The sequence below is a fragment of the Streptomyces sp. NPDC053426 genome (genome assembly GCF_055585405.1).
This window is the reverse complement of the sequence record NZ_JBVJKE010000003.1, coordinates 86,252-111,288: the sequence shown is the minus strand read 5'-3', so window position 1 is coordinate 111,288 and position 25,037 is coordinate 86,252. Positions and strand designations below refer to the sequence as shown.

Here is a 25,037-nt window from a genome sequence, read left to right as displayed (position 1 = left end):
GCCACCTGCGAACCTGCATGTCATGCTCCTCGGCAACGAAACTTCATAGTTTCAACTGGGGCAGTGGGCAACATTCTGAACAATCAGGACGTTTGGGGCGCTGTAGACACGCGCACGCCGTTGACAGCAGGTGATCGAAAACGTCTTCCGCGGCATCGTTTTCTTTCGTCCGACCCCCTGCCACCAGGCTTTTTCGGATCTCGGGCCGTCGTCGGGGGTGGACTTCGCGGAGGCCGGGGAAGCGGCTTCGTACCCCGGTGACGGGGCCTGACACTCACCCGTACGTGTGATGACGTTCAGGCTGTCGCCACTCCGTACGTGTGCATCACCGCGCGGGACCGTCACCCCGCGCGCCCGGAACGGCCCGAACGGCGGCCGCTAGAGCTCTTCGTCCTCGGCCAGCCGTTCCCAGGGCAGGTCCCGCAGCGAGGGCTCCGCGTCGCAGCCGGACGGTACGCGCGGGGAGGGCTGGAACCAGACGACGGTGAGGCGGGAGCGGTACAGGGAGCGGTCGTGGGCCGGGTCGAGCGCCTCGGACCGGAAGCTGCCGACGCACGTCACGGCGGGCAGCACCTCCACGGGACCGAAGGCACCCGCGTACTGGTCGGGGTACTCGCGCGGGGGCGGGATCAGGTGGACCGGAGCGCCGGGGGAGTCGCGCTCGGCGGACCGGAGCAGCCAGTCGATCTTCCGGTCGTTGACGCGCTTGCACGGATAGCCCTCGAGCAGCCCGCCGTACGTCGACGACATCCGCAGCTCGGAGAGGTCGACCGAACGGCCGGAATCGAGGAGGACACGGGCGAGTGACATGGTCGGCACTTTAGGGCGGTGGTGCATCGAGGTCTTTCGGTTTTCGTGAGGGAGGGAGCACGAGCGACGGGCGGGGCGGTCAGGGGCGGTGCCCCGTCATCCGTGCCGCCGACGCGATCGTCGCGCGGGCTTCGCGTTCGGACAGGCCGGTGCCGAGGGCCGCGTCGACCAAGGGGTCCACCAGGGCGGGGCCGATGCCGTCCTCGTAGGCGCGGCAGGCCGCCCAGAACAGGCGGGTGTTGCGCTGGCCCTCGTGCGCCGCGAGGACGAACTGGACCAGGCCCTGGCCGTGTCCGTCGGCCGACGGGGGCGTCGGGTGACGGGTGCGGGGCGGTGGGAGGAGCAGGCGCAGGAGGGCGGGCGGGCAGGGCGCCGGGGGCAGGCGCGCGGTGCCCGGAGCGGTGGTGTACGGGCCGTGGTCGGTGTGGGAGCCGGGGCCGACGAGATAGCCGCCGGCGCCCCGGATGTCGATGCCGGGGGCCAGCCGGCCCGCGGAGTTGGGGACGACGACGTCCGGCGGACCGCTCAGCCACAGGTGACGGCCGCCGCTCGGGGTCAGGACGATCACCGTGGCGGGGATCGTGAACAGGTGGCGCCGGGCCAGTTCGCGCAGGGCGGCGAACGAGTCCGTACCGGTCTTGGTGTCCAGGTCGACGCCGATGAGGTGGTGCGGGGGCAGTCCGCAGGCGATGCCGTAACCGGTGGCGCGGGGCGCGGCGGCGAACAGCGCGCGGATGCGGGCGGGGTCGGTGGAGGCGTCGTGGACGCCGTGGCCGAAGCGGCCGCACTCGCCGCGGCAGGGCGGGCTTGACGGCTCCGGGTCGTCGCGGTGCGGGGAGCGCAGGGCCGGGAGTTTCGTCCGGGACAGGGGGATGACGGCCAGTCCGCGTTCGGCGGCTGACAGGGCGTGTGCGAGGGCCAGGGTCGCGGCCTGCCGGTCGGTGGTGGCCATGCCTCTATTTTCGTACACACGTTCGAGGATGGGAAGGGGGAGTGCGCGGCGCGCCGGGGTGGGGGCGTGGGTGGGAGAAGCGGCGGAACGCTTCGTCCCTTACGGGGAGCGGGGTGGGGGGGGCCTCTCGGGAAGGGGTGGAATTCAAGGGGCGCGTCGGGGTTTATCGCCTTGTCGTCACACTTGCGTGCGAATGAAGGTGTCCAGGGTGGTTCGCCGGGGATTCCCTGGGCAACCCTGATCTCGCGACGTCGTGCACAGCGCCGGGGCGGGGGGACAACTTCCCTGGTGACAGCCGTAGTTCACGCGCACACGGTGATGAGCCACACCCGGTCATGAGCCGGTGCGTCCTTGTTCTGGAGGGAACACAACATGGCAAGCATCCGTACCGCCCGCGTCATCGCCGCGGTCTCCGCCCTGCCGCTCGCGGTCGCCCTCTTCACCGGCGTCGCGGCGGCGGACAGCGGCGCCCTCGCGGACGACGGATCGATCGCGACGGCCACGAGCTCCGAGGCCGACGCCCTCGGCAGCGGTGTCGGCGGCGACAACTTCGGCAACTCGGCCACCTCGCAGCAGCAGGCCACCGGACCCGGCGCCACGAACCAGAACAACACCGCCCAGGTCACCGGCTCCGCCTTCACGGTCGTCAACCAGGGCAACGACAACGTGGCCATCGGCTTCACCCCGCTGTGGTGAGGCCGGCGCCCTGACCGTGCGGGGTGCTTCGTGGGGTGCGGGGCGTCCGGGCCGCGGTGCTTCGGCACCGTCGCCCGGACGTTCCGGGGACGGTTCCTCAGGGGTCGACCCGTACTGCCCCTCACCCGCTGGTCCACCTTCAGGAGGTGCAGCCAGCCCCACCCCTACAACCTGAGGGGGACGTGCCTTCGGGACCTGCGGGCGATCCGCCGGACCGGCCCCGCTCATAGCGTTGAGCCATGACCACACCCGTCTGCACCAGCGCTTCGAAAGCCGCCACTCCAGCGACAGCGGCGCAGACCCTCCCGTACCCGTCGTTCTCGTCGTACATGAGGGCTCGCCAGCCGGTGCTCCTGCGTACCGCCCGGTCGCTGACCGGGAATCCGAGCGACGCGGAGGACCTGCTGCAGACCGCGCTCACCAAGACGTACGTCGCCTGGGAGCGCATAGAGGACCACCGGGCGCTCGACGGCTACGTGCGCAGGGCGCTGCTGAACACGCGCACCTCGCAGTGGCGCAAGCGCAAGGTCGACGAGTTCGCCTGCGACGAGCTGCCCGAGCCCGACCCGGTGCCCGGCGGCGACGACCCGGCCGAGCAGCAGGCGCTGCGCGACGCGATGTGGCGGGCGATCATGCGGCTGCCCGCGCGGCAGCGGGCGATGGTCGTGCTGCGGTACTACGAGGACCTCAGCGAGGTGCAGACGGCCGAGGTGCTCGGCGTCTCGGTGGGCACGGTGAAGTCGGCCGTGTCGAGGGCGCTCGGCAAGCTCCGTGAGGACGCCGAGCTGGGGCTCGTCCGCGGCTGACACGCACCGGTCCGCGGACGCGGCGTGATCGATCATTCGCTCCCCTAGTGACATACCGCGCGGTATGTGCGCAGAATCAGCGCAACCCCTACCCCGCGCAGGCAATGTCGCCCAGGAGGACGCCCCGTGCTGAGCACCATGCAGGACGTACCGCTGCTGATCTCGAGGATCCTGACCCACGGGTCGACGATCCACGGCACCTCACAGGTGACCACCTGGACCGGCGAGGGCGAACCGCACCGCCGTTCCTACGCGGAGATCGGCGCCCGGGCGGCCCAGCTGGCCCACGCCCTGCGCGACGACCTCGGCGTCACCGGCGACGACCGGGTCGCCACCCTCATGTGGAACAACGCCGAGCACGTCGAGGCGTACTTCGCGATCCCCTCCATGGGCGCCGTCCTCCACACCCTGAACCTCCGCCTCCCGGCCGAGCAGCTCGCGTGGATCGTCAACCACGCCGCCGACCGGGTGATCATCGTCAACGGCTCGCTGATCCCCCTCCTCGCGCCGCTGCTGCCGCACCTCAAGACCGTCGAGCACGTGGTCGTCTCCGGCCCCGGCGACCGTTCCGCGCTGGCGGACGCCACCGCGCGGGTGCACGAGTACGAGGACCTGCTCGCCGGACACCCCGTCGCCTACGACTGGCCGGAGCTGGACGAGCGCGCCGCCGCCGCCATGTGCTACACCTCCGGCACCACCGGCGACCCCAAGGGCGTGGTCTACAGCCACCGTTCGATCTACCTGCACTCCATGCAGGTCAACATGGCGCAGTCGATGGGCCTGACCGACGAGGACACCTCGCTGGTCGTGGTCCCGCAGTTCCACGTCAACGCCTGGGGCCTGCCGCACGCCACCTTCATGACCGGCGTCAACATGCTGATGCCGGACCGCTTCCTGCAGCCCGCCCCGCTCGCCGAGATGATCGAGGGCGAGAAGCCGACCCACGCCGCCGCCGTCCCCACCATCTGGCAGGGGCTGCTCGCCGAGCTGACCGCCAAGCCCCGGGACGTCTCCTCCCTCACCCAGGTCACCATCGGCGGCTCCGCCTGCCCGCCCTCCCTGATGGAGGCGTTCGACGAGCTGGGCATGCGGGTCTGCCACGCCTGGGGCATGACGGAGACCTCCCCGCTCGGCACCATCGCCCGCCCGCCGGCCCACGCCGTGGGCACCGAGGAGGAGTTCGCCTACCGGCTGACCCAGGGCCGCTTCCCGGCCGGCGTCGAGGCCCGCCTCACCGGCCCCGGCGGCGAACGCCTCCCCTGGGACGGCGAGTCGGCCGGTGAGCTGGAGGTCCGTGGCGCGTGGATCGCGGGCGCCTACTACAACGGCCCCGACGCCGAACCCCTGCGCCCCGCCGACAAGATCAGCGAGGACGGCTGGCTGAAGACGGGCGACGTCGGGACGATCTCCCCCGACGGCTTCCTCACCCTCACCGACCGCGCCAAGGACGTCATCAAGTCCGGCGGCGAGTGGATCTCCTCGGTCGACCTGGAGAACGCGCTGATGTCCCACCCGGACGTCGCCGAGGCCGCCGTCGTCGCCGTCCCGGACGACAAGTGGGGCGAGCGCCCACTGGCCACGGTCGTCCTCAAGGAGGGCTCCACCGCGGACTTCACCACCCTGCGCGCCTTCCTCCAGGAGGAGGGCAAGATCGCCAAGTGGCAGCTCCCGGAGCGCTGGACGGTGATCGCGTCGGTGCCGAAGACCAGCGTCGGCAAGTTCGACAAGAAGGTGCTGCGCAGGCAGTACGCCGCCGGGGAGCTGGACGTCACCCGGCTCTGACACGGCGTACGCGGGATGCGCCGGGCGGTGGGGCGGAACCTCGCCGTCCGGCGGCGTGCGGCTCCGTCACCGGGTGTCCCGGTCGTACGGTGACGGCGTCACCGCCGTCACACCGTCACCGCCGCACCGCCGTGCTCCCCCACCCCAGCGCCAGCCAGACCGCCGCCACCGCCGACACCCCGCTCCAGCCGAAGTGGGTGAAGGCGGTGCCCGCGAGGGCCGAGGCGGTGGCGCCGCCGGCGAAGCCGGAGACGACATAGGCCGTGTTGGCGACGGCCGGGCTGGAGGTGGTGGTCAGGGCGAGGGTCTGGTTGGCGACGTGGGAGGCGACCAGGGCCGCGTGGATCGCGATCGCGGCGACGAACAGCGCCCAGACGACCTGCCCGCCCAGCCAGAACAGCGGCACGGAGACGGCCGCGAGCAGATACGCCCCCCGTACGACCCTGGCGGCGCCGAAGCGGTCGACCAGCCCGCCCGCCAGCGGCGCCACCGCGCTCGCCGCGAGCCCGAAGAGGCCGAACAGTCCGGCGGTGGCGGTGGACAGGTCGTAGGCCGGGCCCGTCAGCAGCAGGGCGAGCGAGGTCCACAGGGCGCTCCACGCGCCGAACATCCCCGCCTGGCGCACCGACGCGCGCCACAGGTCGGGCGAGCGGCGCAGCAGTCCGGGCAGTGCGGCGAGGCCGCCGAACAGCGAGCCGTCGCGGCGCCGCCGCCCGGACGGCAGGACGAGGGCGGTGGCGGTGCCCAGGGCGAGCGTGAGGACGGCCGCGCCCGCGAACACCCACCGCCAGCCGAAGGCCTCCCCGGCGAGTCCGCCGAGCACCCGGGCCGCGACGACGCCGGTGAACAGGCCGGCGATCACGGCCGCGACATGGCGGGCGCGGCGGGCGGCGGGGGCGCGCTCGGCGACCAGAGGGACGAGGAGCTGCGGTACGACGGTCCCGGCCGAGGCGACGAACACGGCGACGGCCAGTGCGCCGGTGCCGGGAGCGACGGCACTGGCGATCAGGGCGGCGGTGGTGACCAGGGTCAGGACGGTGACCAGCCGGCGCCGGTCGGCGGTGTCGCCGAGCGGGGCGAAGAAGAGCAGGCCGACGGCGTAGCCGAGCTGGGCGACCGAGGCGATCCAGGCCACGGCGGACGGCGTGGAGCCGAAGTCGCGGGCGATGAGGGAGAGCAGCGGCGCGGCGAGGTAGATGTTGGCGGCCGTGACCGCGGTGCACACGGCGATGAGCGTGAGGAACGCGCCGGAGCCGCGGGACGGGCCCGGACCCGGACCCGGATCCAGACCCGGATTCTGATCGGGAGCGGTGACCGGTGGCCTGCGGGCCTGTCGGCCGGTGGTGTTGGCGCTGGGCGCTGAGGACATGAGCGGGATACCCCTTCGAGCCTGCTCTAACAACCAACTGGTTGGTTGGCTGATGGAGGGAACAGTCTGCGTCCCCGCCGGATTCCCTGTCAACCAAACAGTTGGTTACAAGTGGCGCTACCCTGTCCCCATGGCAGTCAGGGACCCCGAGGCCACCAAGGCCCGGATCTTCGAGGCGGCGGTCACCGAGTTCGCCCGCCACGGCATCGCCGGTGCCCGCATCGACCGCATCGCGGCCGAGGCGAAGGCCAACAAGCAGCTCATCTACGCCTACTTCGGCAACAAGGCGGAGCTGTTCGCGATCGTCCTGGAGCGGAAGATGCTGGACCTCGCCGAGTCCGTCCCCGTCGACCCGGACGACATCGAGGGCTGGGTCGACCGGCTGATGGACTACCACGCCGCCCACCCCGAACTGCTGCGCCTGCTCTTCTGGGAGGGCCTGGAGTACGGCACCGACGAACTGCCCCACGAAGGCGAACGCCAGGAGCACTACGTCCGCAAGGTCGCCCTGCTCCAGGACGGCCAGGACCGGGGCGTCGTCACCGACGCCATCCCGGCCGGCGACCTGCTGTTCTTGCTGACCGCGCTGGCCAACTGGACGGCCGTCGTCCCGCAGATGCGCCGCATCCTGGTCGGCGGGGAGCCGGACGACCGCGCCCGGCTGCGCGCGTCCGTGAAGGAGGCGGCGCGCCGCCTGGTCGCCCGCTGACCGCGGCGCGGGTCAGTTGGTCCCGATCCGCGACAGCAGGTCGACGATCCTGTCCTGCACCTCTTCACTGGTGGACCGCTCCGCCAGGAACAGCACGGTCTCGCCGGAGGCCAGCCGCGGCAGGTCCGCCTGGTCGACGGCGGCCGTGTAGACGACGAGCGGGGTGCGGTTGAGCTGCCCGTTCGCCCGCAGCCAGTCGACGATCCCGGCGGGCCCGGCCTGGCGCGGGTGCACCCGCATCAGGTCCATCACCACCAGGTTCGGCCGGAACTGCCCCGCCAGCGCCACCGCGTCGGCGTCACTCGCGGCCCGCGCGACCTGCATCCCGCGCCGCTCCAGCGTCCCGGTCAGCGCCAGCGCGATCTCCGCGTGCTCCTCGATCAGCAGTACGCGCGGAGGGTGCTGTTCGCTGTCGCGCGGCGCGAGCGCCTTCAGCAGTACGGCGGGATCGGCGCCGTACGCGGCGTCGCGCGAGGCCTGTCCGAGCCCGGCCGTGACCAGCACCGGCACCTCGGCGGCCACCGCCGCCTGGCGCAGCGACTGCAGGGCCGTACGGGTGATCGGCCCGGTCAGCGGGTCCACGAACAGCGCGGCGGGGAACGCCGCGATCTGCGCGTCGACCTCCTCGCGCGAGTGCACGATCACCGGCCGGTAACCGCGGTCGCTCAGCGCCTGCTGCGTGGTGACGTCCGGCGCGGGCCACACCAGCAGCCGGCGCGGATTGTCCAGCGGCTCCGGCGGCAGCTCGTCGTCCATCGGCTGCGGACGCGGCGGGTCCGCCACCTCGACGGCCCCGCCCGGGCCGTCCAGCGGCTCGGGCCCCTCGGCGGCGTCCGCGTCGGGCGCCCCTATGGCGTACGACCGTCCGGTGCCCTCGGTCGTCGGCGCGAGCCGGGAGTGCGCCGGCGCGTGCGCGTGGGCGCTCGCGGGTACGGGCTCGGCCGACGGGTGCGGGCGCGCGTTCGGCTCGCTGCCCGCGGCCGGGTCGGGGCGCGTACCGAGCTTGCGGCGGCGGCCGGAGCCGCCCGGCTGGTGCGGGGGAGGCGTGGCCGACGGCAGCGGCTGCTGCACCTGGGCGGCCTGCCGGTTGAACGGCACGCCCTGCCCCAGCGTCCGCACGCTGATCGCCCGCCCCTGGGTGGAGTTCGGATCGACCGGCGCCGAGGCCTCCGCGGGCAACGGCTGAGCGGCCCGCTGCACCGGCGCGCCCTCGGGCGGCAACGGGGTGCCGGCGGCGGGGGTCGGCTGCGCCGGACCCGCGGCCGCCGGTACGGCCACACCGGCACCGGAGGTGTCACCGGCGGCGGGCCACTGCTGCGCAGCGGGGCCGCCTTCGGCCGCAGCACCCTGCCCGGGCGCGGCCTCGGCGGGAAGCGGCTGAGCGGCGGGAAGCGGCTGCGCCGCCTGTCCCTGTGCGGGTACGGGGGCGCCCTGCGGGGGAACGGCCGCGCCCTGTGCGGGCACGGGAGCGCCGTGTGCCGGGGGTGTGGCGCCTTGCGGCGGGATGGCGGCACCGTGTGCCGGTACCGGAGTTTCTTGCGGAGGGACGGCCACGCCCTGTGCGGGCACGGGAGCCCCGTGCGCCGGGGGTGTGGCACCCTGCGGCGGGACCGCAGCGTTGTGTGCCGGTACCGGAGCCCCTTGCGGGGGAACGGCCACGCCCTGTGCGGCTACCGGAGCTCCATGCGCTGAGGTCGCGGCACCTTGCGGCGGGACCGCAGTGCCGTGTGCCGGGACCGCGGCTCCGTGTGCCGGAACGGGAGCGCCGTGTGCCGGGACCGCGGCGCCCTGCGGCGGGACCGCGGCACCGTGTGCGGGCACGGGAGCCCCTTGCGGGGGAACGGCCGCACCCTGCGCGGGTACGGGAGCCCCCTGCGGCGCCGCGGAGGTGCCCTGCGGCGGGACCGCGGCCCCCTGGACCGGAACGGCCGCACCCTGCGCGGGCACGGGAGCACCCTGCGGCGGAACCGGAGCCCCCTGCGGCGCGGCAGGCGCCCCCTGCGCGGGTGCCGCCCCCCACTGCGCCGAAGCCCCTGAAGCCTGGGCGGTCGCCGCCTGAGCGGCCGGAACGGGAGCCTCGGTGGGTGTGCCGTCGGGCCCTGCCGGCCGGGCGACGGCCCGCCGGCGGCGGCCCGTCGGCGCGCTGGTGGGGTGCGGCTGCGGCGGGGTGCGGTCGTCGGCCTGGTCGTGCGGAACGGCGTCATGGCGACCGTTGTCGACCCCGGCCTGCCCGACAACCCCGGTCTGCCCGACCGCCTCGGCCTGGGTCGGCCGGTCGGTGTGCTGTTCCTGGTCCGCCTCGGCCGGTGGCAGTGCGAACACCGTACGGGGCGCGGCCTCCTGCGCCGCCGCCCGCTCGGTGGCGGCGGCCAGCGCACGCCGGCGCCGTCCCGTCGGCTGCGACTGAGCCTGCCCCGAAGCCTGAGCCGGAACATGCACCGCGACCTCGGACTGGGGCGCGTCCGCCGCCCCGTCCCCGCCGGACGGCGCGGACAGCGCCGGCGGCAGCGCGTGCTGTTCGCCGGACCCCTGCCGGACACGCTGCCCGGACGGCCCCGGCACCCCCTGCGGAGGTACGGTCCCGCCCAGCCCCGTGTTCGACGCGGCGGCCCCCGCCGCATGCTCGGCGGCGGTGACGACGGCCCCCTCGGACACCCCGGCGGCCCCCGCGAGCTCGACCTCGGCTCCCACCGCGGCCGGCGCGCCCTCGGCCGGCCGGCCGCGCCGCCGCCCGGTACCGCCGGACGCCTGCGCGGGCTCGTCGTCGGCGGCGGCCGCCGCCCGGCGCCTGCGCCGGCCGGTGGGCGCGGAGTCCGTACCGGAGCCGTCGTCCGCGCCCGGCACCTCGCTCTCCAGGAAGGCGTCCACGGACGCGCGCCGCGCCCGGCGCCGCCCGCCGCCACCGGGAGCCGGCTCGGCGGGAACGGGAGCGGTCTCCTCGGCCGGCACCACCGGCTCGGCGACCGGCACGGACCCCGCCCCGCCCCCGAGCGGCACCTCGAGGACGAACGCGCTGCCGCTCATCCCGGGCACCTCGTGCGTCTGCAGCACACCGCCGTGCGCCCGGACGATCCCGCGCACGATCGGCTCGTGCACCGGGTCGCCGCCGCCGTACGGTCCGCGCACCTCGATGCGTACGACCTCACCGCGCTGCGCCGCCGCGACCACGACCGTGTTGTCCAGGTAACCGCCCGCCGACACCGGCGTGTTGCCGGTCGCGTCGACACCCGCGACGTCCGCGACGAGATGCGCGAGGGCGGTCGCGAGCAGCCGAGGGTCGACCTCGGCCTCGATGGGCGGCGCGTGCACGGCGAACTGCACCCGTCCCGGGCCGATGAGCTCCACGGCACCGTCGACCCCGGCGGCGACGACGGCGTCGAGCATCACCTTCGTACGGGCGACCTGCTCGCCGCCGGCGTCGAGCCGCTGGTAGCCGAGGACGTTGTCGATGAGGGTGGTGATCCGGGCGTAGCCGGCCGACAGGTGGTGGAGCACCTGGTTGGCCTCGGGCCACAGCTGTCCGGCGTCGTCGGAGGCCAGCGCGGACAGCTCGCGGCGCAGCTCGTCCAGCGGGCCGCGCAGGGAGCGCCCGAGCAGGGTGAGCAGCTGGTCGTGCCGGGCGGCGAGGGCCTCGTAGCGGTCCTTCTCCCGCTCGCCGAGCGCGGCGTACCGCTCCTCGTTCGCGGCGAGTTCCTCCGCGTGCTGCTCGCGCAGCTCCTCCAGCTCGGTGACGTGGCCCTGACGCAGGGCGGTGAGCTCGGAGCCGTGCTCCTCGGCGAGCCGCTCCAGCTCCTCGGCGTGCTCCCGCTCGGCCTGTTCCTTCTCCTCGGCGAGCGCGTCGTAGGGACGGCGGTCGAGGAACGTCATGACGGCGCCGACGAGCTGGTCGCCGTCGCGCACCGGCGCGGTCGTCAGGTCGACCGGCAGCTTGTCGCCGTTCTTGGCGTACAGCACCTGGCCGCGCACCCGGTGCTTGCGCCCGGAGCGCAGGGTGTCGGCGAGCGGGGACTCGTCGTACGGGAAGGGGGCGCCGTCGGCGCGCGAGTGCAGGACGAGCGTGTGCAGTTCGCGCCCGCCGAGTTCGCCGGCCCGGTAGCCCAGTATCTGGGCGGCGGCCGGGTTGACGAGGACGATCCGCCCGTCGGTGTCGGTCCCGACGACACCCTCGGAGGCGGCCCGCAGGATCATCTCGGTCTGACGCTGCGAACGCGCCAGCTCGGCCTCGGTGTCGACGGTGCCGGAGAGGTCGCGGACGACGAGCATCAGCAGCTCGTCGCCGGTGTAGCCGGAACTGTCGTACGCCTGCTGGCCGTTCTCCAGATTCGCACTGGTGACCTCGACCGGGAACTCGGTCCCGTCGGTCCGCCGGGCGACCATCCGCGTCGGCTTGGTGCGCGCCCGGGGGTCGATGTGGTCGGGCCGCCGCATGGACCCGGGGATGAGCTTGGAGTCGAACTCCGGCAGCAGATCCAGCAGCCCCCGCCCCACCAGCGCCGTGCCGGGGGTCTCGAAGGCCTCCAGGGCGATGGCGTTGGCGTTGACGACCGTCCCGTTGGCGTTGACCAGCACCAGGGCGTCCGGAAGCGCGTCCAGTATGGCTGCGAGGCGAGCAGTGCCCCGGGATGGCCTGCTGCTCACGAGACGCTTCCTCCCTGTTACCGCGACGTGCCGACCGCTCGGGCCATCTTGCCAACCTGCCCGCAGCGTGTCACGCGAGGGAGTCTAAGGGCTGGGGTTGCGCTCGCGACGCCGGATGGGACGGACATCGCACGGGAAAGTGACGGCGATGTGACGCCCGGTAGGCCCGGAACCCGTGACTGCCTGCACCGACGCGCCACGAACCTTCGCGGGACCTTTACGCCCCCTGTGCCCCGACTCGCCACCACGCGCCCCCGCCACTCCCGCCACTCCCGTCGCTCCCGGAGGTCTCCCTCACCCGCGTCCCCCGGCGCCCGCTTCGGGCAGCAGCGGCACCAGCCGGTCCCAACGGGCGATCTCGCATCCGTTCGTACGGTCGTAGGTCGCGTCGACGGGGCGGCCGGCCCAGGTGCCGGTGACGCGGGCGGTGGCGGGCCCGCCGTACTGCAGGGTGCAGACGGCGTCCCGCGGTGCCGGGGCGAAGGCGTCCCGCCCCCACCGCGTGTTCCGCTCGACGGCCGCACAGGCCCCGGCGGGGTCGGGATGGCTGCCGCCGCCGGGCCGGCACCGCACCTCGTACGTCCCGTCCATCCCGCCGCCCGCGTCGCGCACGGTGACGGTGAGGCGGTCACCGCGCGGAGGAGCGTCCTGCGCGTACGCCGCCGGGGGCGCGGTGGACAGCGAGGTGAGGGCCGCGACGGCGACGAGCCGCCACAGCACGGGGCGCGCGGTGTCCGCACGCCGGATCTGCGACACGACCTGTGAGGTGAGCTGCGACATGACCTGATCAACGCGCCACCGCGCGGGACGTTGCGCCACACCGGCGCGACGGCCGGAAGTGCTTTGCCCTGCGGGCTCCCCGCCTAGTACCGTGGGTGGCGATTGGTGACAGCCCACGCGGGTGTGTCATCATCGGCACGCACCGATCCACTCGCGCTCACGCGCGGAGGGTTCTGTGCATGGAGGCGTCGCCTAGTCCGGTCTATGGCGCCGCACTGCTAATGCGGTTTGGGTCTTAAAGCCCATCGAGGGTTCAAATCCCTCCGCCTCCGCACCGATCACGAAGCCCCGGCCCCTGCGGCCGGGGCTTCGTCGTTGTCGCCCCGCCGATCCCGCGGTCGATCCCGCGTTTGCGCAGGTCACAAGGGGTGAGCCAAACGGATTTCACATGGCGGCGGCAGTCATGTAATGTTCTTCCTGTCGCCGCGAGCGGGCCGAAAGGGCCGGGAAGCGGCGAGAAAACTGAAGAGACAAGCACTCGTAGCTTAACGGATAGAGCATCTGACTACGGATCAGAAGGTTGCAGGTTCGAATCCTGCCGAGTGCACAGCAGACCGGAGGCCCCGTGGAGTGATCCACGGGGCCTCCGGCTTTCCCCGCTCCGGGGGTGGACGGGTACCCGGCCGCGGGGGCCGGGTACCCGTCGCGGTCAGGCGTTGTCCGTGGTCCTGCGGCGGCGTGCGGCGAGGACCGCTCCGGCGCCGAGGGCGGCGGTGAGGGCGCTCGTGAGGGCGAGCGGCGCCATCGCGGAGGACGTACCGGTCTTGGCGAGGCTGCCGTCGACGCGGGTTCCGGTGGTCACCGTCTGTGCGGTCACGCCGCCCTGTGCGGAGGGGCCCTTGTCCGTGCCGGGCTTCGTGGTCTCCGGTCGCTTGTCGTCGTTCTCGCCGGCCGGGCCGGGCTCGGCTTCCTCGGCCGGGCCGGTCTCGCTGCCGACGGGCAGGAGCTTGAAGTCGTAGCGCTTCATCGGGCCCAGGACGCAGGGGTTGTACGCGCTCCGGGCGTCGCCGGCGAACAGGGCGAAGGCGTCGGTGGCCTCGGCCACGGAGCCGACCTTCATCCGCAGCTTCACGTCGTTGCGCTCGCCCGGCTCGATGCTGTCGATGTGCGCGATGTGCTCGGGCTCGTCGCCGTTGAGGGTCTGCCAGTCCGAGCCGTCGGACCACTTCACCTCCAGGGCGCTCTTCGCGTCGCGCCGCTCGCCTTCCACGTGGAAGAACACCAGGGGGTCCACGGTCAGGGTGCGGTCGGTCCCGTTGGTCACGCGCAGGGTGAAATCGACGGTGGTCCCGGCGACGACCTTGGACGGCAGTCCCACCGCGAGGGAGGTCAGCCCGTTCTCGCGGACGCACTTCTTGGCGGCGGCGAGTGCTTCTTCGGCGGCCTTCTTGGCCTTCTCGGCCTCGTCGAGGGCGACCTGGAACATGCTGTGCTCGCGGGCGGCCGCCACCCTGGCGTTGCTCAGCGCGGTGCCGGCCTTCTCGGCCTCGGCGTCGGCCTCCTGCTGGGCGGTGACCGCCTTCGCCAGTTCCTCCTGGGCGGCTTCGAGGGCCTTCTGCGCCTCGGCCTTCCCCGCGTCGTCCTGGGCCGCTTCGAGTTCGGCCTCGGCGTCCGTGACGGCCTTCTCGGCCGCCTCCGTGACCTCGGCCGCCTCCTTCGCCGCCTTGTCCGCGGCGATCGTCGCAGCCCTGAGCGGATGCGTGTCGGATTCCAGGGCCTTCAGGGTGGCCTTGGCCTTCTCCTGTCCTTCCTTCTTGGCGATGACGGCTTCCTCGTACGCCTTCTTCGCGTCGGCGGCGGCCTTGACCAGTTCCGCGTACGTCGGCTGCTGCTGCACCTGTCCCGCGGACGTTCCGGCGGCGAGGGCCGGAGCGGCGGTGAGGAGCGTGACGGGCGCGGTCACCGCGACGGCGGCGGCCACGGCGAGGGTACGGCTGAATCTCACTAGGGACCTTTCCTGGTGGGAAGCGGGGAGAACGGCCAGCGAGAAGAAAATGCGGGCATCCTGCGTATTGCCGAGTTTATTTGCCCGGGACGGTGCGGGCCGGTGCTTTCTGCCGTACCACGGTTCCCTCCGGGGATATTCGACTGAAGGAAACGGGCGAATGAGGATGGTTGTTCAGGATGCCTGCATTTCTCTGTGATGTATGTCACTTGGGCGTGGGAGGGGGCAGGCCGGAGGCGTCAACGGGCATGCAATCGGGGCTGGTTCAAGCTCCGGCTTCTCCGCGGGGCAGGGGTTTCCGCATTCCCGAAAGGCCCCGGAAGGCCCCGGAAGATTTGTGCGGCACCGGTTTGTGCGGCGGACGGGGATTCCGGCCGCGCGGCATGGGTGTCACTCCGGGCGCCGGGGATTCTCGTGGCGCCGGAGTGCGGTGCGGAGGTGGTTGGTCAGGGCGGTGGCCGCCGCCGTGAGGAAGACGAAGGTGTAGAGGATCTGCAGGATGGTCACCAGGCGGGCCGCCTGGCCGTGCGGAGTGATGTCGCCGTAGCCGACGGTGGCGAGGGTGACCAGGGTGAAGTAGAGGGCGTCCAGGCGGGTGGCGATGCCGTCGAGCTCGCCGGGGCGCTGGGCCAGGGCCTGGTAGGCGGTCGCGAAGACCAGGATGGACAGGCTCATCAGCAGGGGGATGACCAGCCCCGGGCGGACGTCCGGACGGCCGAGCAGGACGTGGACGACCTGCCGCAGCAGCAGGAGCGCGATCAGCGTCAGCGCGAGGCCGAAGAGGAGCCAGCTCAGGGCCGGGCGGCGCGGGCCCAGGCGGTCCAGGGGCAGGAGGAAGTACGCGGTGACCATCGTCGCCACGCCCGCCGCCTGGACCAGCCAGGGCCACAGGGCGCTCCAGACCGCGGATGTGCGCCCTAGGCCCGGGACTCGCGGCGTGGTGCGCACAGGGCCCAGATGATGAAGCCGTCGATGATGAGGAGGGCGATCGACCAGACCGGCGCGTGGGGCAGCCACACGAAGTTGGCGACCATGCTGAGTCCGGCCAGCGCGATGCCCACCATGCGGGCCCAGGTGGCCCCGGTGAACAGGGCGAGGCCGGCGACGGTCACCAGGGCGCCGAGGATCAGGTGGATCCAGCCCCAGCCGGTGAGGCTGAACTCGTAGGTGAAGTTCCGGGTGGCGACGAAGACGTCGTCCTCGGCGATGGCGGCGATGCCCTGGAAGATCGCCATGATGCCGCCGAACGTCATCAGGACCGCCGCTGCCGCCGTCCAACTCGTCGCCCAAGGGCTCCTTGCTTCCCATCCGGCCTGGTGGTGGTGCGTGCCGCTGACATTGCTCGCCATGTGTCCGACCTTTCGGCTGTCCCCGAGCGTTGCCCTCCACCAGGTTTGCACTGTGGTTCCCGCTCGGCATCTCGGCGTCTCAGTCGGTGCGGCAGTGCTCCTCCAGGTAGTCGGCCGCGACCGTGTTCGCGCGGCGGAACCAGTCGTGGAGCACGGCGATCTCCTCCGGGGTGTAGTCGGCGAAGAGCTCGTTGATGCGGACGTAGTAGGGGTCGTAGATCTCGCGCGTGCGGGCCAGGGCGTCCGGCAGGGCCTCCACGCGGACGCGGCGGCGGTCCGCGGGGTCGGGGCGGCGGATGATGTAGCCCGCGCGTTCCAGGCGGTTGAGGATCCCGGTCATCGCGCCCGTCGTGACGTGGACGCGGTCCGCCAGCTCGCCGGCCGTGAGCAGGTCCTCGCCGGCCTCGATGACGAAGGCGAAGCAGGTCAGGTCGGTGACGTTCAGGCCCACCTGCTGGGCGATCTCGTGCTGGCCCACCAGGTGGGTCGCGACGAGCTGGTCCATCGCCCACAGCGCCTGCTCCGGCGTGGCGGGCTGGCGCGGCTTGGCTTGCATTCCGGGTTTCCTCGTTTCCCTTAGATCGTGAGGGGTTTCGTGGTAAATCTCTTACGACGTGAGAGATTCTGGCGTCGACGGCGGAGGGGGCGGGCACGTGAGCGCACATCCATATGACCACGGGCACACGGTCGCGGGGTGGACGGGTTTCGGGATCGCCGGGGCCGGTACCGCGGTGGTGGGGTTCGGGATCGTCACGGTGTCCGGGCCGCTGCTGGTGGGCGGGGCGTCGATCGCCCTCGCGGGCCTGGTCGTCACCTGGGTGCTGCACCTCGCCGGGTGGGGCAAGCCGCCGGGTCCCCGGCCGAGGGAGCAGTGGGGGTGGCGGGTGCGGGACCTGAGCGCCCGGCAGGGGCACGCTCGGTGCCTGGGCTGCCGGCTGGCGGGCCGGGGGCGGGGCACGGTGCGGGCGGCGGCCGGGCCGGTCGTCGTACCCGCGGCGCGCGGTGACGTACCGGACACGCGGTCTCCCGCGGGGGCGGGGCGGACCGACGGCTGAACCGCGGCGCACGGGCGTTGTCAGTGGTGCCCCCTAGTCTCGTCGGAGATGGCACAGGCGTGGAGATGCTCGGGGCTGCGGTGGTCGGCGGACGGTCCCGTGCTGGCGTGGGAGGGCGGCCGGCGCTCCGCGCTGACCTGGGGGAAACGGGTGGCCTTCGGGGTCGGGGAAGGGGGAGTGCGGACATGCGTGGGGGCACGGGGGTACGCGTGTCCGCTCGGGGCGGCCGTTCCGGGGCGGAGCACGGGGGCGCGCTGCGAGGAGTGCGCCCGGCTGGACCGGGCGCACTCGGTGGCCGCCGACACCCTCGCGGACGATCCGCGGCCCTACCGCGTGTACCTGGCGTGGTTCGGGCCGGGAATGACCAAGGTCGGGATCACCGCCGTGCGGCGGGGGCCGGCGCGGCTGCTGGAGCAGGGGGCGGTCTGCTTCAGCTGGCTGGGGACCGGGCCGCTGATGGCGGCGCGGCGCGCCGAGGAGCTGCTGCGCGCCGCGCTCCGCGTGCCCGACCGGATCCCCTACGCCGGCAAGCGGGCGGTGCGGGCGGTCCTCCCGGACGGGGAGGAGGAGCGGGCGGCCGAGATCGCCGGGTTGCACGCGCGGGCGGTCGCCCTGGACGGATGGCCGGAGTCGCTCGCCCGTGAGCCGTTCCGGCCGGTTGATCACGTCGGGGTGTTCGGCCTGTCGGGGGTGCCGGCCGCCGTGGGGGAGGTGAGCGAGCTGGTCGCCGGGGGTGCGGTGAGCGGGGAGCTGGTGGCCGCCGCCGGTCCCGATCTGCACCTGGCGACGGGGGCGGGGACGGGGACGGGCGTCGTGGTGCTGGACACCCGGCTGCTGACCGGGTGGGACCTGTTCCCGGCCCGGGGAGGGGAGTTCGCGGTGCCGGTCAGAGCGGTCAGGGACCGGGCGGCGGCGCAGGACGGGCTGTTCTGACCCCGGCCCGCCCCTTCGCGTGGGCGGCATCACGCCGGGTGGTTCCAGCCCCTCCGGAGCTTGAGGAGCGGGGGCCGGGGGCGGAGCCCCGGGGACGGGAAGGGGCGGCGGGGCGATCCGGTCTCCGGGCGTCCGACGACTGTGCTCACGGCGCTTTCCGGTGCCGCCGCGCCCACGCTCCCCTCATCGAACGGTGACGGGATCCGCCGACGGCATCCCCTCCGGACCCAAGCCCCCTCTGGACCCCGGCCGCGGTCGCGGGTGATCGTGGGCGGCATGAGCGCTCACCCCGACACCCGTACCGAAGCCGACGACGTACGGCGCTTCTGGAAGGGGCTCGGGCTGCCCGGGCTCGTCGACGTGCACACGCACTTCATGCCGGAGCGGGTGCTGCGCAAGGTGTGGGCCTACTTCGACGCGCTCGGTCCGCTGACCGGCGGCGTCGAGTGGCCGATCACCTACCGGGAGGAGGAGACCGCACGGGCCGCGCTGCTGCGGGAGTTCGGCGTACGGGGCTTCACCGCCATGCTCTACCCGCACAAGCCGGGCATGGCACGCTGGCTGAACGGCTGGGCGGCCGACTTCGCCGCCCGCACCCCCGACTGCCTGCACACCTCCACCCTCTTCCCCGAACCCGGGGTCGTGGACCACGTCCGGGACGCCGTCGACGCCGGCGCGCGGGTCTTCAAGGCGCACGTGCAGGTGGGCGCGTACGACCCGGCCGACGAATCGCTCGACGGTGCCTGGGGGCTGCTCGCCGAGGCGGGCGTGCCCGTGGTGATCCACTGCGGGTCCGGACCGGCGCCCGGCAAGCACACCGGTCCCGAGCCGATCGCCCGGGTCCTGGCCCGGCACCCCCGGCTGCGGCTGATCGTGGCGCACCTGGGGATGCCCGAGTACGAGGACTTCCTGGACCTCGCCGAGCGGTACGGGGAGGTGCGACTGGACACCACGATGGCCTTCACCGACTTCAGCGAGCGCCTGGCGCCGTTCCCCCGGCGGGCCCTGCCCCGGCTGGCCGACCTCGGCGACCGGATCCTGCTCGGCTCGGACTTCCCCAACATCCCCTACCACTACCTCCACCAGCTCCACGCCCTGGAGCGGCTGGACCTCGGGGACGCCTGGCTGCGGGCGGTGTGCCACGACAACGCGGCCCGGCTCTTCGGCCTGCCCGGCTGAGCGGGGCCGCCCCGCCCCGGCTGAGAACGTCCTGTGAGTTTCTCAGGCAAAACACAGGTTGCCGAAAGGGTGTTCTCAGAGGCCCTGGACATCGTGTGCGTCATGACCACGATCTCGCCCCAGGGGCGCACCGAACTGCTGAGGCCGGACGGGAGCCCCGTCCGCGTGCTTGTGGTGGACGACGAGCAGTCGATCACCGAGCTGCTGTCCATGGCCCTGCGGTACGAAGGCTGGCAGATCCGCAGCGCGGGGGACGGCCAGGGGGCCATCCGCACCGCACGCGAGTTCCGGCCCGACGCCGTCGTCCTGGACATGATGCTGCCGGACATGGACGGCCTGGCCATCCTCGGCCGGCTGCGCCGCGAACTGCCGGACGTGCCCGTGCTGTTCCTCACCGCCAAGGACGCCGTCGAGGACCGTATCGCCGGGCTGACCGCCGGCGGCGACGACTACGTCACCAAGCCGTTCAGCCTGGAGGAGGTCGTCGCCCGGCTGCGCGGACTGATCCGCCGCTCCGGCGCGGCCGACCGCCGCTCCGAGTCGATGCTGGTCGTCGGCGACCTCACCCTCGACGAGGACAGCCACGAGGTCACCCGCGGCGGCGACAACATCCACCTCACCGCCACCGAGTTCGAGCTGCTGCGCTTCCTCATGCGCAATCCGCGGCGCGTGCTCAGCAAGGCCCAGATCCTCGACCGGGTCTGGTCGTACGACTTCGGCGGGCAGGCGAACGTCGTCGAGCTGTACATCTCGTATCTGCGCAGGAAGATCGACGCGGGCCGGGAGCCGATGATCCACACCCGGCGCGGCGCCGGCTACATGATCAAGCCCGCGGTCTCGTGAGCGGACGGCGACGGCCGCGTCCGCAGCGGCGAGCGCGCACCCCGCGCACACTGCGGACGCGGCTCGTCGTCGCGTCCGTGGCGCTGATCGCGGTGGTGTGCGCGGTGATCGGTTCCGTGACCACGCTGGCGCTGCGGTCACATCTCTACGAGCAGCTCGACGGGCAGGTGAAGGAGGTCGCGGCGCGCGCGGCGGGCGGTCCCGAGAAGGACGGGCCGCCACCTCAGCTCCTGAGGGGCGTGGACCCTCTCGACTTCGTCACCATGGGTCCGCAGCGCATCGGCACCATCGGCGTCACCGTCGAAAACGGCCGGGTCACCGACGGGATCATCAGCAAGAGCAAGACGCAGGACGGCGTCCCGACGTCCGAGGCGACGCAGCTCACCGAAGCCCAGCTCGCGGCCTTCGCCACCGTCCCGCGCGACTACCGCCAGCACACCGTGCACATCCCGGGCCTGGGCGAGTACCGGGTGCAGTACGAGAGTGGCCGGAACGGCGAGTTCTACGTCGCGCTGCCGACCGACGACACGAACGACACCATCGAGACCCTCATCCTGGTCGAGGTCAGCGTCACCGGCGCCGGACTGGTCGCCGCCGGGATCGCCGGGTACGTACTGGTCGGCGTCGCCACCCGCCCCCTTCGCAAGGTCGCCGCCACCGCCACCCGCGTCTCCGAACTCCCCCTCCACACCGGCGAGGTGAACCTCGAGGAACGCGTCCCCGAGTCCGAGTGCGATCCGCACAGCGAGGTCGGCCGGGTCGGTGCCGCGCTGAACCGGATGCTCGACCACGTCCACGGAGCGCTGCACGCCCGCCAGGAGAGCGAGACCCGGGTACGGCAGTTCGTCGCGGACGCCAGCCATGAGCTGCGTACGCCCCTGGCCTCCATCCGGGGGTACGCCGAACTCACCCGGCGCGGCCGGGAGCAGGTCGGCCCCGACACCCGGCACGCGCTCGGACGGATCGAGTCCGAGGCGGGCCGGATGACCCTGCTCGTCGAGGACCTGCTGCTGCTCGCCCGCCTGGACGCGGGCCGGCCCCTCCAGTTCGAGGAGACCGACCTCGTACCGCTCGTCGTGGACACCATCAGCGACGCCCGGGCCGCCGGCCAGGAGCACGTGTGGCGGCTCGAACTGCCCGACGAGCCCGCGCCGGTGTGCGCCGACGCCGCCCGGCTCCAGCAGGTGCTCGTCAACCTGCTGGGCAACGCCCGCAACCACACCCCGCCGGGCACCACCGTCACCGCGCGGGTGCGCCGCAACGGCCCCTGGCTCTGCGTGGACGTGGTCGACGACGGGCCGGGCATCCCGCCCGGACTGCTCCCGAACGTCTTCGAACGGTTCGCGCGCGGCGACTCGGCGCGCACCCGTGCCACCGGTTCGACCGGACTGGGCCTGGCCATCGTGCAGGCCGTGGCGACCGCCCACGGCGGTGCCGTGACCGTCGACAGCGTCCCCGGACACACCGCGTTCACGCTCCACCTCCCCGCCGTCGAGCCGGAGTTGGCGCACGAGCCGTACTCACAGCCACGGCACAGCCTCACCACACGGGCACGACAGGGCGTCTGAGCAGAGTCGGTTCCATGCGAACCGATTCTTCTCCCGGCACCCTGCCGGCGCGGGAGCACCTCCCGGCCGCCGGAGCGGGTACGCCGGTCCTGGACGTAGTGATCCCCGTCTACAACGAGGAGAAGGACCTCAAGCCGTGCGTCCGCAGACTGCACGAGCACCTGACCCGCACCTTCCCCTACGCCTTCCGCATCACGATCGCCGACAACGCCTCCACGGACAGCACCCCGCACGTGGCCGGCCGGCTGGCGGAACGGCTGGCGGAGGTGCGGTCGGTGCGCCTGGAGCAGAAGGGGCGGGGCCGGGCGCTGCGGACCGTCTGGTCCGCCTCGGACGCTCCCGTCCTCGCCTACATGGACGTGGACCTGTCCACCGACCTCAACGCGCTGCTGCCGCTGGTCGCCCCGCTGATCTCCGGCCACTCCGACCTCGCCATCGGCTCCCGGCTGAGCCGCAGCTCCCGCGTCGTGCGGGGCGCCAAGCGGGAGTTCATCAGCCGTTCGTACAACCTGATCCTGCGCGGCTCGCTCCAGGCCCGCTTCTCCGACGCGCAGTGCGGGTTCAAGGCGATCCGCCGGGACGTGGCGCAGGTGCTGCTGCCGCTGGTGGAGGACAGCGGCTGGTTCTTCGACACCGAGCTGCTGGTCCTCTCCGAGCGTGCGGGGCTGCGCATCCACGAGGTTCCGGTCGACTGGGTCGACGACCCCGACTCCACCGTGCACATCGTGAGGACGGCGACCGACGACCTCAAGGGCGTCTGGCGGGTCGGCAGGGCCCTGGCCACCGGCTCGCTGCCGCTGGACCGGCTCGCCCGGCCCTTCGGTGACGACCCGCGCGACCGCACCATCCAGGACGTACCGCAGGGGCTGGCCCGCCAGCTCGTCGGCTTCTGTGTCGTCGGCGTCCTGTCCACCCTCTTCTATCTGCTGCTCTACAGCGGCTTCCGCACCTTCACCGGCTCGCAGACCGCCAACGGGCTCGCCCTGCTGGTCTCGGCGGTCGCCAACACCGCCGCCAACCGGCGGCTCACCTTCGGCGTGCGGGGGCGCGGCGGGGCCGTACGGCACCAGGCGCAGGGGCTCGTCGTCTTCGGCATCGGTCTCGCCCTCACCAGCGGCTCGCTCGCCGCGCTCAACACCGCGACCAGCGACCCCGCCCACTCCACCGAGCTGGCGGTCCTCGTCGCGGCCAACCTCGCGGCGACCGTGCTGCGGTTCCTGCTCTTCCGGGCGTGGGTGTTCCCGGACCGCGGCCAGTCCCACGAGACCCCCGCCGAGCCCGCCTGGCAGGACGCCACCCTGCCGCTCCAGCCGGTCCGCTCGCCGCTCCCCACCCGCCCTTCCCGCTCTTCCGACCTCGACCCGAGGGACTTCCGATGACCACGCGGCACGACCAGACGAGTCCCCCGGCGGACCCCGCCACCTGGGGACCCCCGCCCCCGCCCCCGGCGGCTGCGGCCCGCCACGCCGCCCCCGGACCGGGTGAACCCCGCGGGCCCCTCGCCCGCAGAGCGTGGCGCGGCCGGCCCGAGGACCCCCGCTGGGTGCGTCCCGCCTTCCTCGGCCTGCTGCTGGTGACCGGGCTGCTCTACCTCTACGGCCTGAGCGCCTCCGGGTACGCCAACTCCTTCTACTCGGCGGCCGTGCAGGCGGGCAGCGAGTCCTGGAAGGCGTTCTTCTTCGGCTCGCTGGACGCGGCGAACGCCATCACCGTGGACAAGCCCCCGGCCTCGCTGTGGCCGATGGAGCTCTCGGTGCGGATCTTCGGCCTGAACTCCTGGGCGATCCTTGTTCCCGAGGTGCTCATGGGCGTCGGCACGGTCGCCGTCGTGTACGCGGCCGTACGCCGCCGCTTCGGCCCGGCGGCCGGTCTGATCGCGGGCACGGTCCTCGCGCTCACCCCGGTCGCGGCGCTGATGTTCCGGTTCAACAACCCGGACGCGATGCTGGCGCTGCTGATGTCCGTCGCCTGCTACCTCGTCGTCCGCGCCCTGGAGGACGGCCGTACGAAGTGGCTGGTGTGGGCCGGGGCCGCGATCGGCCTCGCGTTCCTCGCCAAGACCCTCCAGGCCTTCCTGATCCTCCCGGCCCTCGCGCTGGTCCACGGCGTCTGCGCGCCCGTGCGGCTGAAGAAGCGGCTGGGGCAACTGGTCCTGGCGACCCTCGCGCTGGTCGTCTCCGGCGGCTGGTGGGTGGCGGTCGTCGAGCTGTGGCCTGCGTCGTCGCGGCCGTACGTCGGCGGCTCGCAGAACAACAGCTTCCTGGAGCTGACCTTCGGCTACAACGGCCTCGGCCGGCTCAACGGCGAGGAGACCGGCAGCGTCGGTGGCGGTGGCGGCGGTGGCGGCGGTGGACAGTGGGGTGAGACCGGCTGGGACCGGATGTTCAACTCCGAGATCGGCGGCCAGATCTCCTGGCTGCTGCCCGCCGCGCTGATCCTGCTCGTCGCCGGCCTGGTCCTCACCCGGAAGGCCGTACGGACCGACCTCGCCCGCGCCTCGTTCCTGGTGTGGGGCGGCTCGCTGCTGATGACGATGGTGGTCTTCAGCCACATGGCCGGCATCTTCCACCAGTACTACACGGTGGCCCTCGCTCCCTACCTCGCGGCCGTGGTCGGCATGGGCGCGGAGGCCCTGTGGGAGAAGCGGCGGGCGCCGTGGGCGTCGCTCGCCCTGGCGGCGGCCGTCACGGCCACGGCGGCCTGGGGGTACGTGCTGCTCGACCGCACGCCCGACTACCTGCCGTGGCTGAAGTGGCTGGTCCTGGTCGGCGGGCTGGTCGCGGCCCTCGGGCTGGTCTTCGCGGGCAAGGCGGGGCGGCGGGTGGCGCTCGCGGCGGCGGGGCTGGGCCTGGTGGCCGCGCTGGCCGGCCCGACGGCGTACACGCTGAGCACCGTGCAGGAGGGACACACCGGTTCGATCGTCACGGCCGGTCCGGCCGGGGCGAGCATGGGCGGCGGTCCCGGCGGGGGCGGGGGTGGCGGCTTCCCCGGCGGGGGCGGACCCGGCGGGCGGAACCAGCAGGACGGCCAGGGGCAGGGGCAGGGCCAGACCCCGCCCGGCGCGGGCGGCACCGGCACCGGCGGCTTCCCCGGCGGCGGACCCATGGGCCAGAACGGCCAGGGCGCCCCGCAGAACGGCACCGGCGACAGTGTCGAGGGCCGCATGGGTGGCGGCGGCGGAATGGGCGGCCTGCTCGGCGGCGCGGACGTCGACTCCGAGGCGAAGGAACTGCTGGAGGCCGACGCCGATGACTACACCTGGGTCGCCGCGGCCATCGGCGCCCAGAACGCCGCGAGCTACCAGCTCTCCACCGGCGAACCCGTGATGGCGATCGGCGGCTTCAACGGCACCGACCCGTCCCCGACGCTCGCTCGGTTCAAGCAGTACGTGGCGGACGGGAAGATCCACTACTTCGTCGCCGGCGGCGGCATGGGCGGCGGAATGGGCGGCGACTCCGGCAGCTCCTCGCAGATCTCCTCCTGGGTGCAGGAGAACTTCAAGGAGGTGACGGCCGGCTCGGCCACCTTCTACGACCTCACGCAGAAGACGACCGACGGCTGACGGCCCCCCGATGAGGGACGAGGGCGGTGACATCCCGTGTCACCGCCCTCACCCGCGTCCC

At 73.2% G+C, this 25,037-nt stretch carries 20 protein-coding genes and 2 tRNA genes; 13 read left to right on the top strand and 9 right to left on the bottom strand.

Annotated features, from left to right (window positions below):
* Positions 1-378 precede the first annotated feature (378 nt).
* Both ACZ62B_RS07445 and ACZ62B_RS07440 read right to left on the bottom strand, forming a co-directional pair.
* On the bottom strand, positions 379-810 hold the full coding sequence (locus tag ACZ62B_RS07445; RefSeq protein ID WP_469689406.1) for a hypothetical protein: 432 nt from the start codon (positions 808-810) through the stop codon (positions 379-381).
* Between the two features lie 79 nt (positions 811-889).
* Positions 890-1,762, bottom strand: coding sequence for a bifunctional DNA primase/polymerase (locus tag ACZ62B_RS07440; protein WP_344569933.1), 873 nt, complete (start codon positions 1,760-1,762; stop codon positions 890-892).
* Positions 1,763-2,134: 372 nt separating this feature from the next.
* On the opposite strand from ACZ62B_RS07440, the gene ACZ62B_RS07435 reads away from it, so the two are divergent.
* The 3 genes from ACZ62B_RS07435 (at position 2,135) to ACZ62B_RS07425 (ending at position 5,046) form a co-directional block, all read left to right on the top strand.
* Positions 2,135-2,458, top strand: a complete 324-nt coding sequence (locus ACZ62B_RS07435; RefSeq protein WP_469689405.1) for a hypothetical protein — start codon at positions 2,135-2,137, stop codon at positions 2,456-2,458.
* Positions 2,459-2,697: 239 nt separating this feature from the next.
* Positions 2,698-3,264 carry a SigE family RNA polymerase sigma factor gene (locus tag ACZ62B_RS07430; RefSeq protein WP_085571229.1) on the top strand — a complete coding sequence of 189 codons (567 nt, stop codon included), beginning with the start codon at positions 2,698-2,700 and terminating at the stop codon, positions 3,262-3,264.
* Positions 3,265-3,390: 126 nt separating this feature from the next.
* Entirely contained in the window at positions 3,391-5,046 is a 1,656-nt protein-coding gene (locus tag ACZ62B_RS07425) for a long-chain fatty acid--CoA ligase (protein ID WP_344569940.1), read from the top strand.
* Positions 5,047-5,161: 115 nt separating this feature from the next.
* Here the strand turns inward: ACZ62B_RS07425 and ACZ62B_RS07420 are convergent, their stop codons facing one another.
* Positions 5,162-6,415 carry an MFS transporter gene (locus tag ACZ62B_RS07420; protein ID WP_469689404.1) on the bottom strand — a complete coding sequence of 418 codons (1,254 nt, stop codon included), beginning with the start codon at positions 6,413-6,415 and terminating at the stop codon, positions 5,162-5,164.
* A gap of 130 nt (positions 6,416-6,545) precedes the next feature.
* Between ACZ62B_RS07420 and ACZ62B_RS07415 the strand changes: the two genes are divergently transcribed.
* Positions 6,546-7,124 (top strand): TetR/AcrR family transcriptional regulator, encoded by a 579-nt coding sequence (locus ACZ62B_RS07415; RefSeq protein ID WP_344569944.1) that lies wholly within the window; start codon positions 6,546-6,548, stop codon positions 7,122-7,124.
* 12 nt (positions 7,125-7,136) lie between these two features.
* Here ACZ62B_RS07415 and ACZ62B_RS07410 read toward each other — a convergent pair whose 3' ends face one another.
* Together ACZ62B_RS07410 and ACZ62B_RS07405 are read right to left on the bottom strand one after the other, a co-directional pair.
* On the bottom strand, positions 7,137-11,762 hold the full coding sequence (locus ACZ62B_RS07410; protein WP_469689403.1) for a PAS domain-containing protein: 4,626 nt from the start codon (positions 11,760-11,762) through the stop codon (positions 7,137-7,139).
* Positions 11,763-12,056: 294 nt separating this feature from the next.
* On the bottom strand, positions 12,057-12,542 hold the full coding sequence (locus ACZ62B_RS07405) for an SSI family serine proteinase inhibitor (protein WP_468887354.1): 486 nt from the start codon (positions 12,540-12,542) through the stop codon (positions 12,057-12,059).
* Positions 12,543-12,723: 181 nt separating this feature from the next.
* On the opposite strand from ACZ62B_RS07405, the gene ACZ62B_RS07400 reads away from it, so the two are divergent.
* Positions 12,724-12,814: transfer RNA gene (locus tag ACZ62B_RS07400), tRNA-Ser, on the top strand.
* A gap of 202 nt (positions 12,815-13,016) precedes the next feature.
* A tRNA-Arg gene (locus ACZ62B_RS07395) sits at positions 13,017-13,089 on the top strand.
* 102 nt (positions 13,090-13,191) lie between these two features.
* Here ACZ62B_RS07395 and ACZ62B_RS07390 read toward each other — a convergent pair.
* From ACZ62B_RS07390 to ACZ62B_RS07375, 4 genes are all read right to left on the bottom strand, one after another.
* Complete coding sequence (locus tag ACZ62B_RS07390) at positions 13,192-14,487, bottom strand: cell envelope integrity TolA family protein (protein ID WP_344569514.1); 1,296 nt, start codon at positions 14,485-14,487, stop codon at positions 13,192-13,194.
* A gap of 390 nt (positions 14,488-14,877) precedes the next feature.
* Complete coding sequence (locus ACZ62B_RS07385) at positions 14,878-15,339, bottom strand: potassium channel family protein (protein WP_344569530.1); 462 nt, start codon at positions 15,337-15,339, stop codon at positions 14,878-14,880.
* Positions 15,340-15,404: 65 nt separating this feature from the next.
* Positions 15,405-15,836, bottom strand: coding sequence for a DUF7144 family membrane protein (locus tag ACZ62B_RS07380; protein WP_344569512.1), 432 nt, complete (start codon positions 15,834-15,836; stop codon positions 15,405-15,407).
* Positions 15,837-15,915: 79 nt separating this feature from the next.
* Positions 15,916-16,392 carry a MarR family winged helix-turn-helix transcriptional regulator gene (locus ACZ62B_RS07375; RefSeq protein WP_468887351.1) on the bottom strand — a complete coding sequence of 159 codons (477 nt, stop codon included), beginning with the start codon at positions 16,390-16,392 and terminating at the stop codon, positions 15,916-15,918.
* Between the two features lie 97 nt (positions 16,393-16,489).
* On the opposite strand from ACZ62B_RS07375, the gene ACZ62B_RS07370 reads away from it, so the two are divergent.
* The 7 genes from ACZ62B_RS07370 (at position 16,490) to ACZ62B_RS07340 (ending at position 24,976) form a co-directional block, all read left to right on the top strand.
* On the top strand, positions 16,490-16,891 hold the full coding sequence (locus ACZ62B_RS07370; protein ID WP_344569509.1) for an HGxxPAAW family protein: 402 nt from the start codon (positions 16,490-16,492) through the stop codon (positions 16,889-16,891).
* Positions 16,892-16,939: 48 nt separating this feature from the next.
* Positions 16,940-17,824 (top strand): DUF2797 domain-containing protein, encoded by an 885-nt coding sequence (locus ACZ62B_RS07365; protein ID WP_468887349.1) that lies wholly within the window; start codon positions 16,940-16,942, stop codon positions 17,822-17,824.
* A 276-nt stretch (positions 17,825-18,100) separates the two neighbouring features.
* Entirely contained in the window at positions 18,101-19,003 is a 903-nt protein-coding gene (locus ACZ62B_RS07360; RefSeq protein ID WP_468887347.1) for an amidohydrolase family protein, read from the top strand.
* 102 nt (positions 19,004-19,105) lie between these two features.
* Positions 19,106-19,846, top strand: coding sequence for a response regulator transcription factor (locus ACZ62B_RS07355; protein WP_344569503.1), 741 nt, complete (start codon positions 19,106-19,108; stop codon positions 19,844-19,846).
* Positions 19,843-21,414 carry a sensor histidine kinase gene (locus ACZ62B_RS07350; protein WP_469689402.1) on the top strand — a complete coding sequence of 524 codons (1,572 nt, stop codon included), beginning with the start codon at positions 19,843-19,845 and terminating at the stop codon, positions 21,412-21,414. Before ACZ62B_RS07355 ends, ACZ62B_RS07350 begins: the two co-directional genes overlap by 4 nt.
* Before the next feature lie 14 nt (positions 21,415-21,428).
* The gene (locus ACZ62B_RS07345) at positions 21,429-22,793 is read left to right on the top strand and encodes a bifunctional glycosyltransferase family 2/GtrA family protein (RefSeq protein ID WP_344569499.1); all 1,365 of its coding nucleotides are present in this window, start codon (positions 21,429-21,431) and stop codon (positions 22,791-22,793) included.
* Complete coding sequence (locus tag ACZ62B_RS07340) at positions 22,790-24,976, top strand: ArnT family glycosyltransferase (RefSeq protein ID WP_469689401.1); 2,187 nt, start codon at positions 22,790-22,792, stop codon at positions 24,974-24,976. The genes ACZ62B_RS07345 and ACZ62B_RS07340 overlap by 4 nt, the downstream gene beginning before the upstream one ends.
* The last annotated feature ends 61 nt before the right edge of the window (positions 24,977-25,037 follow it).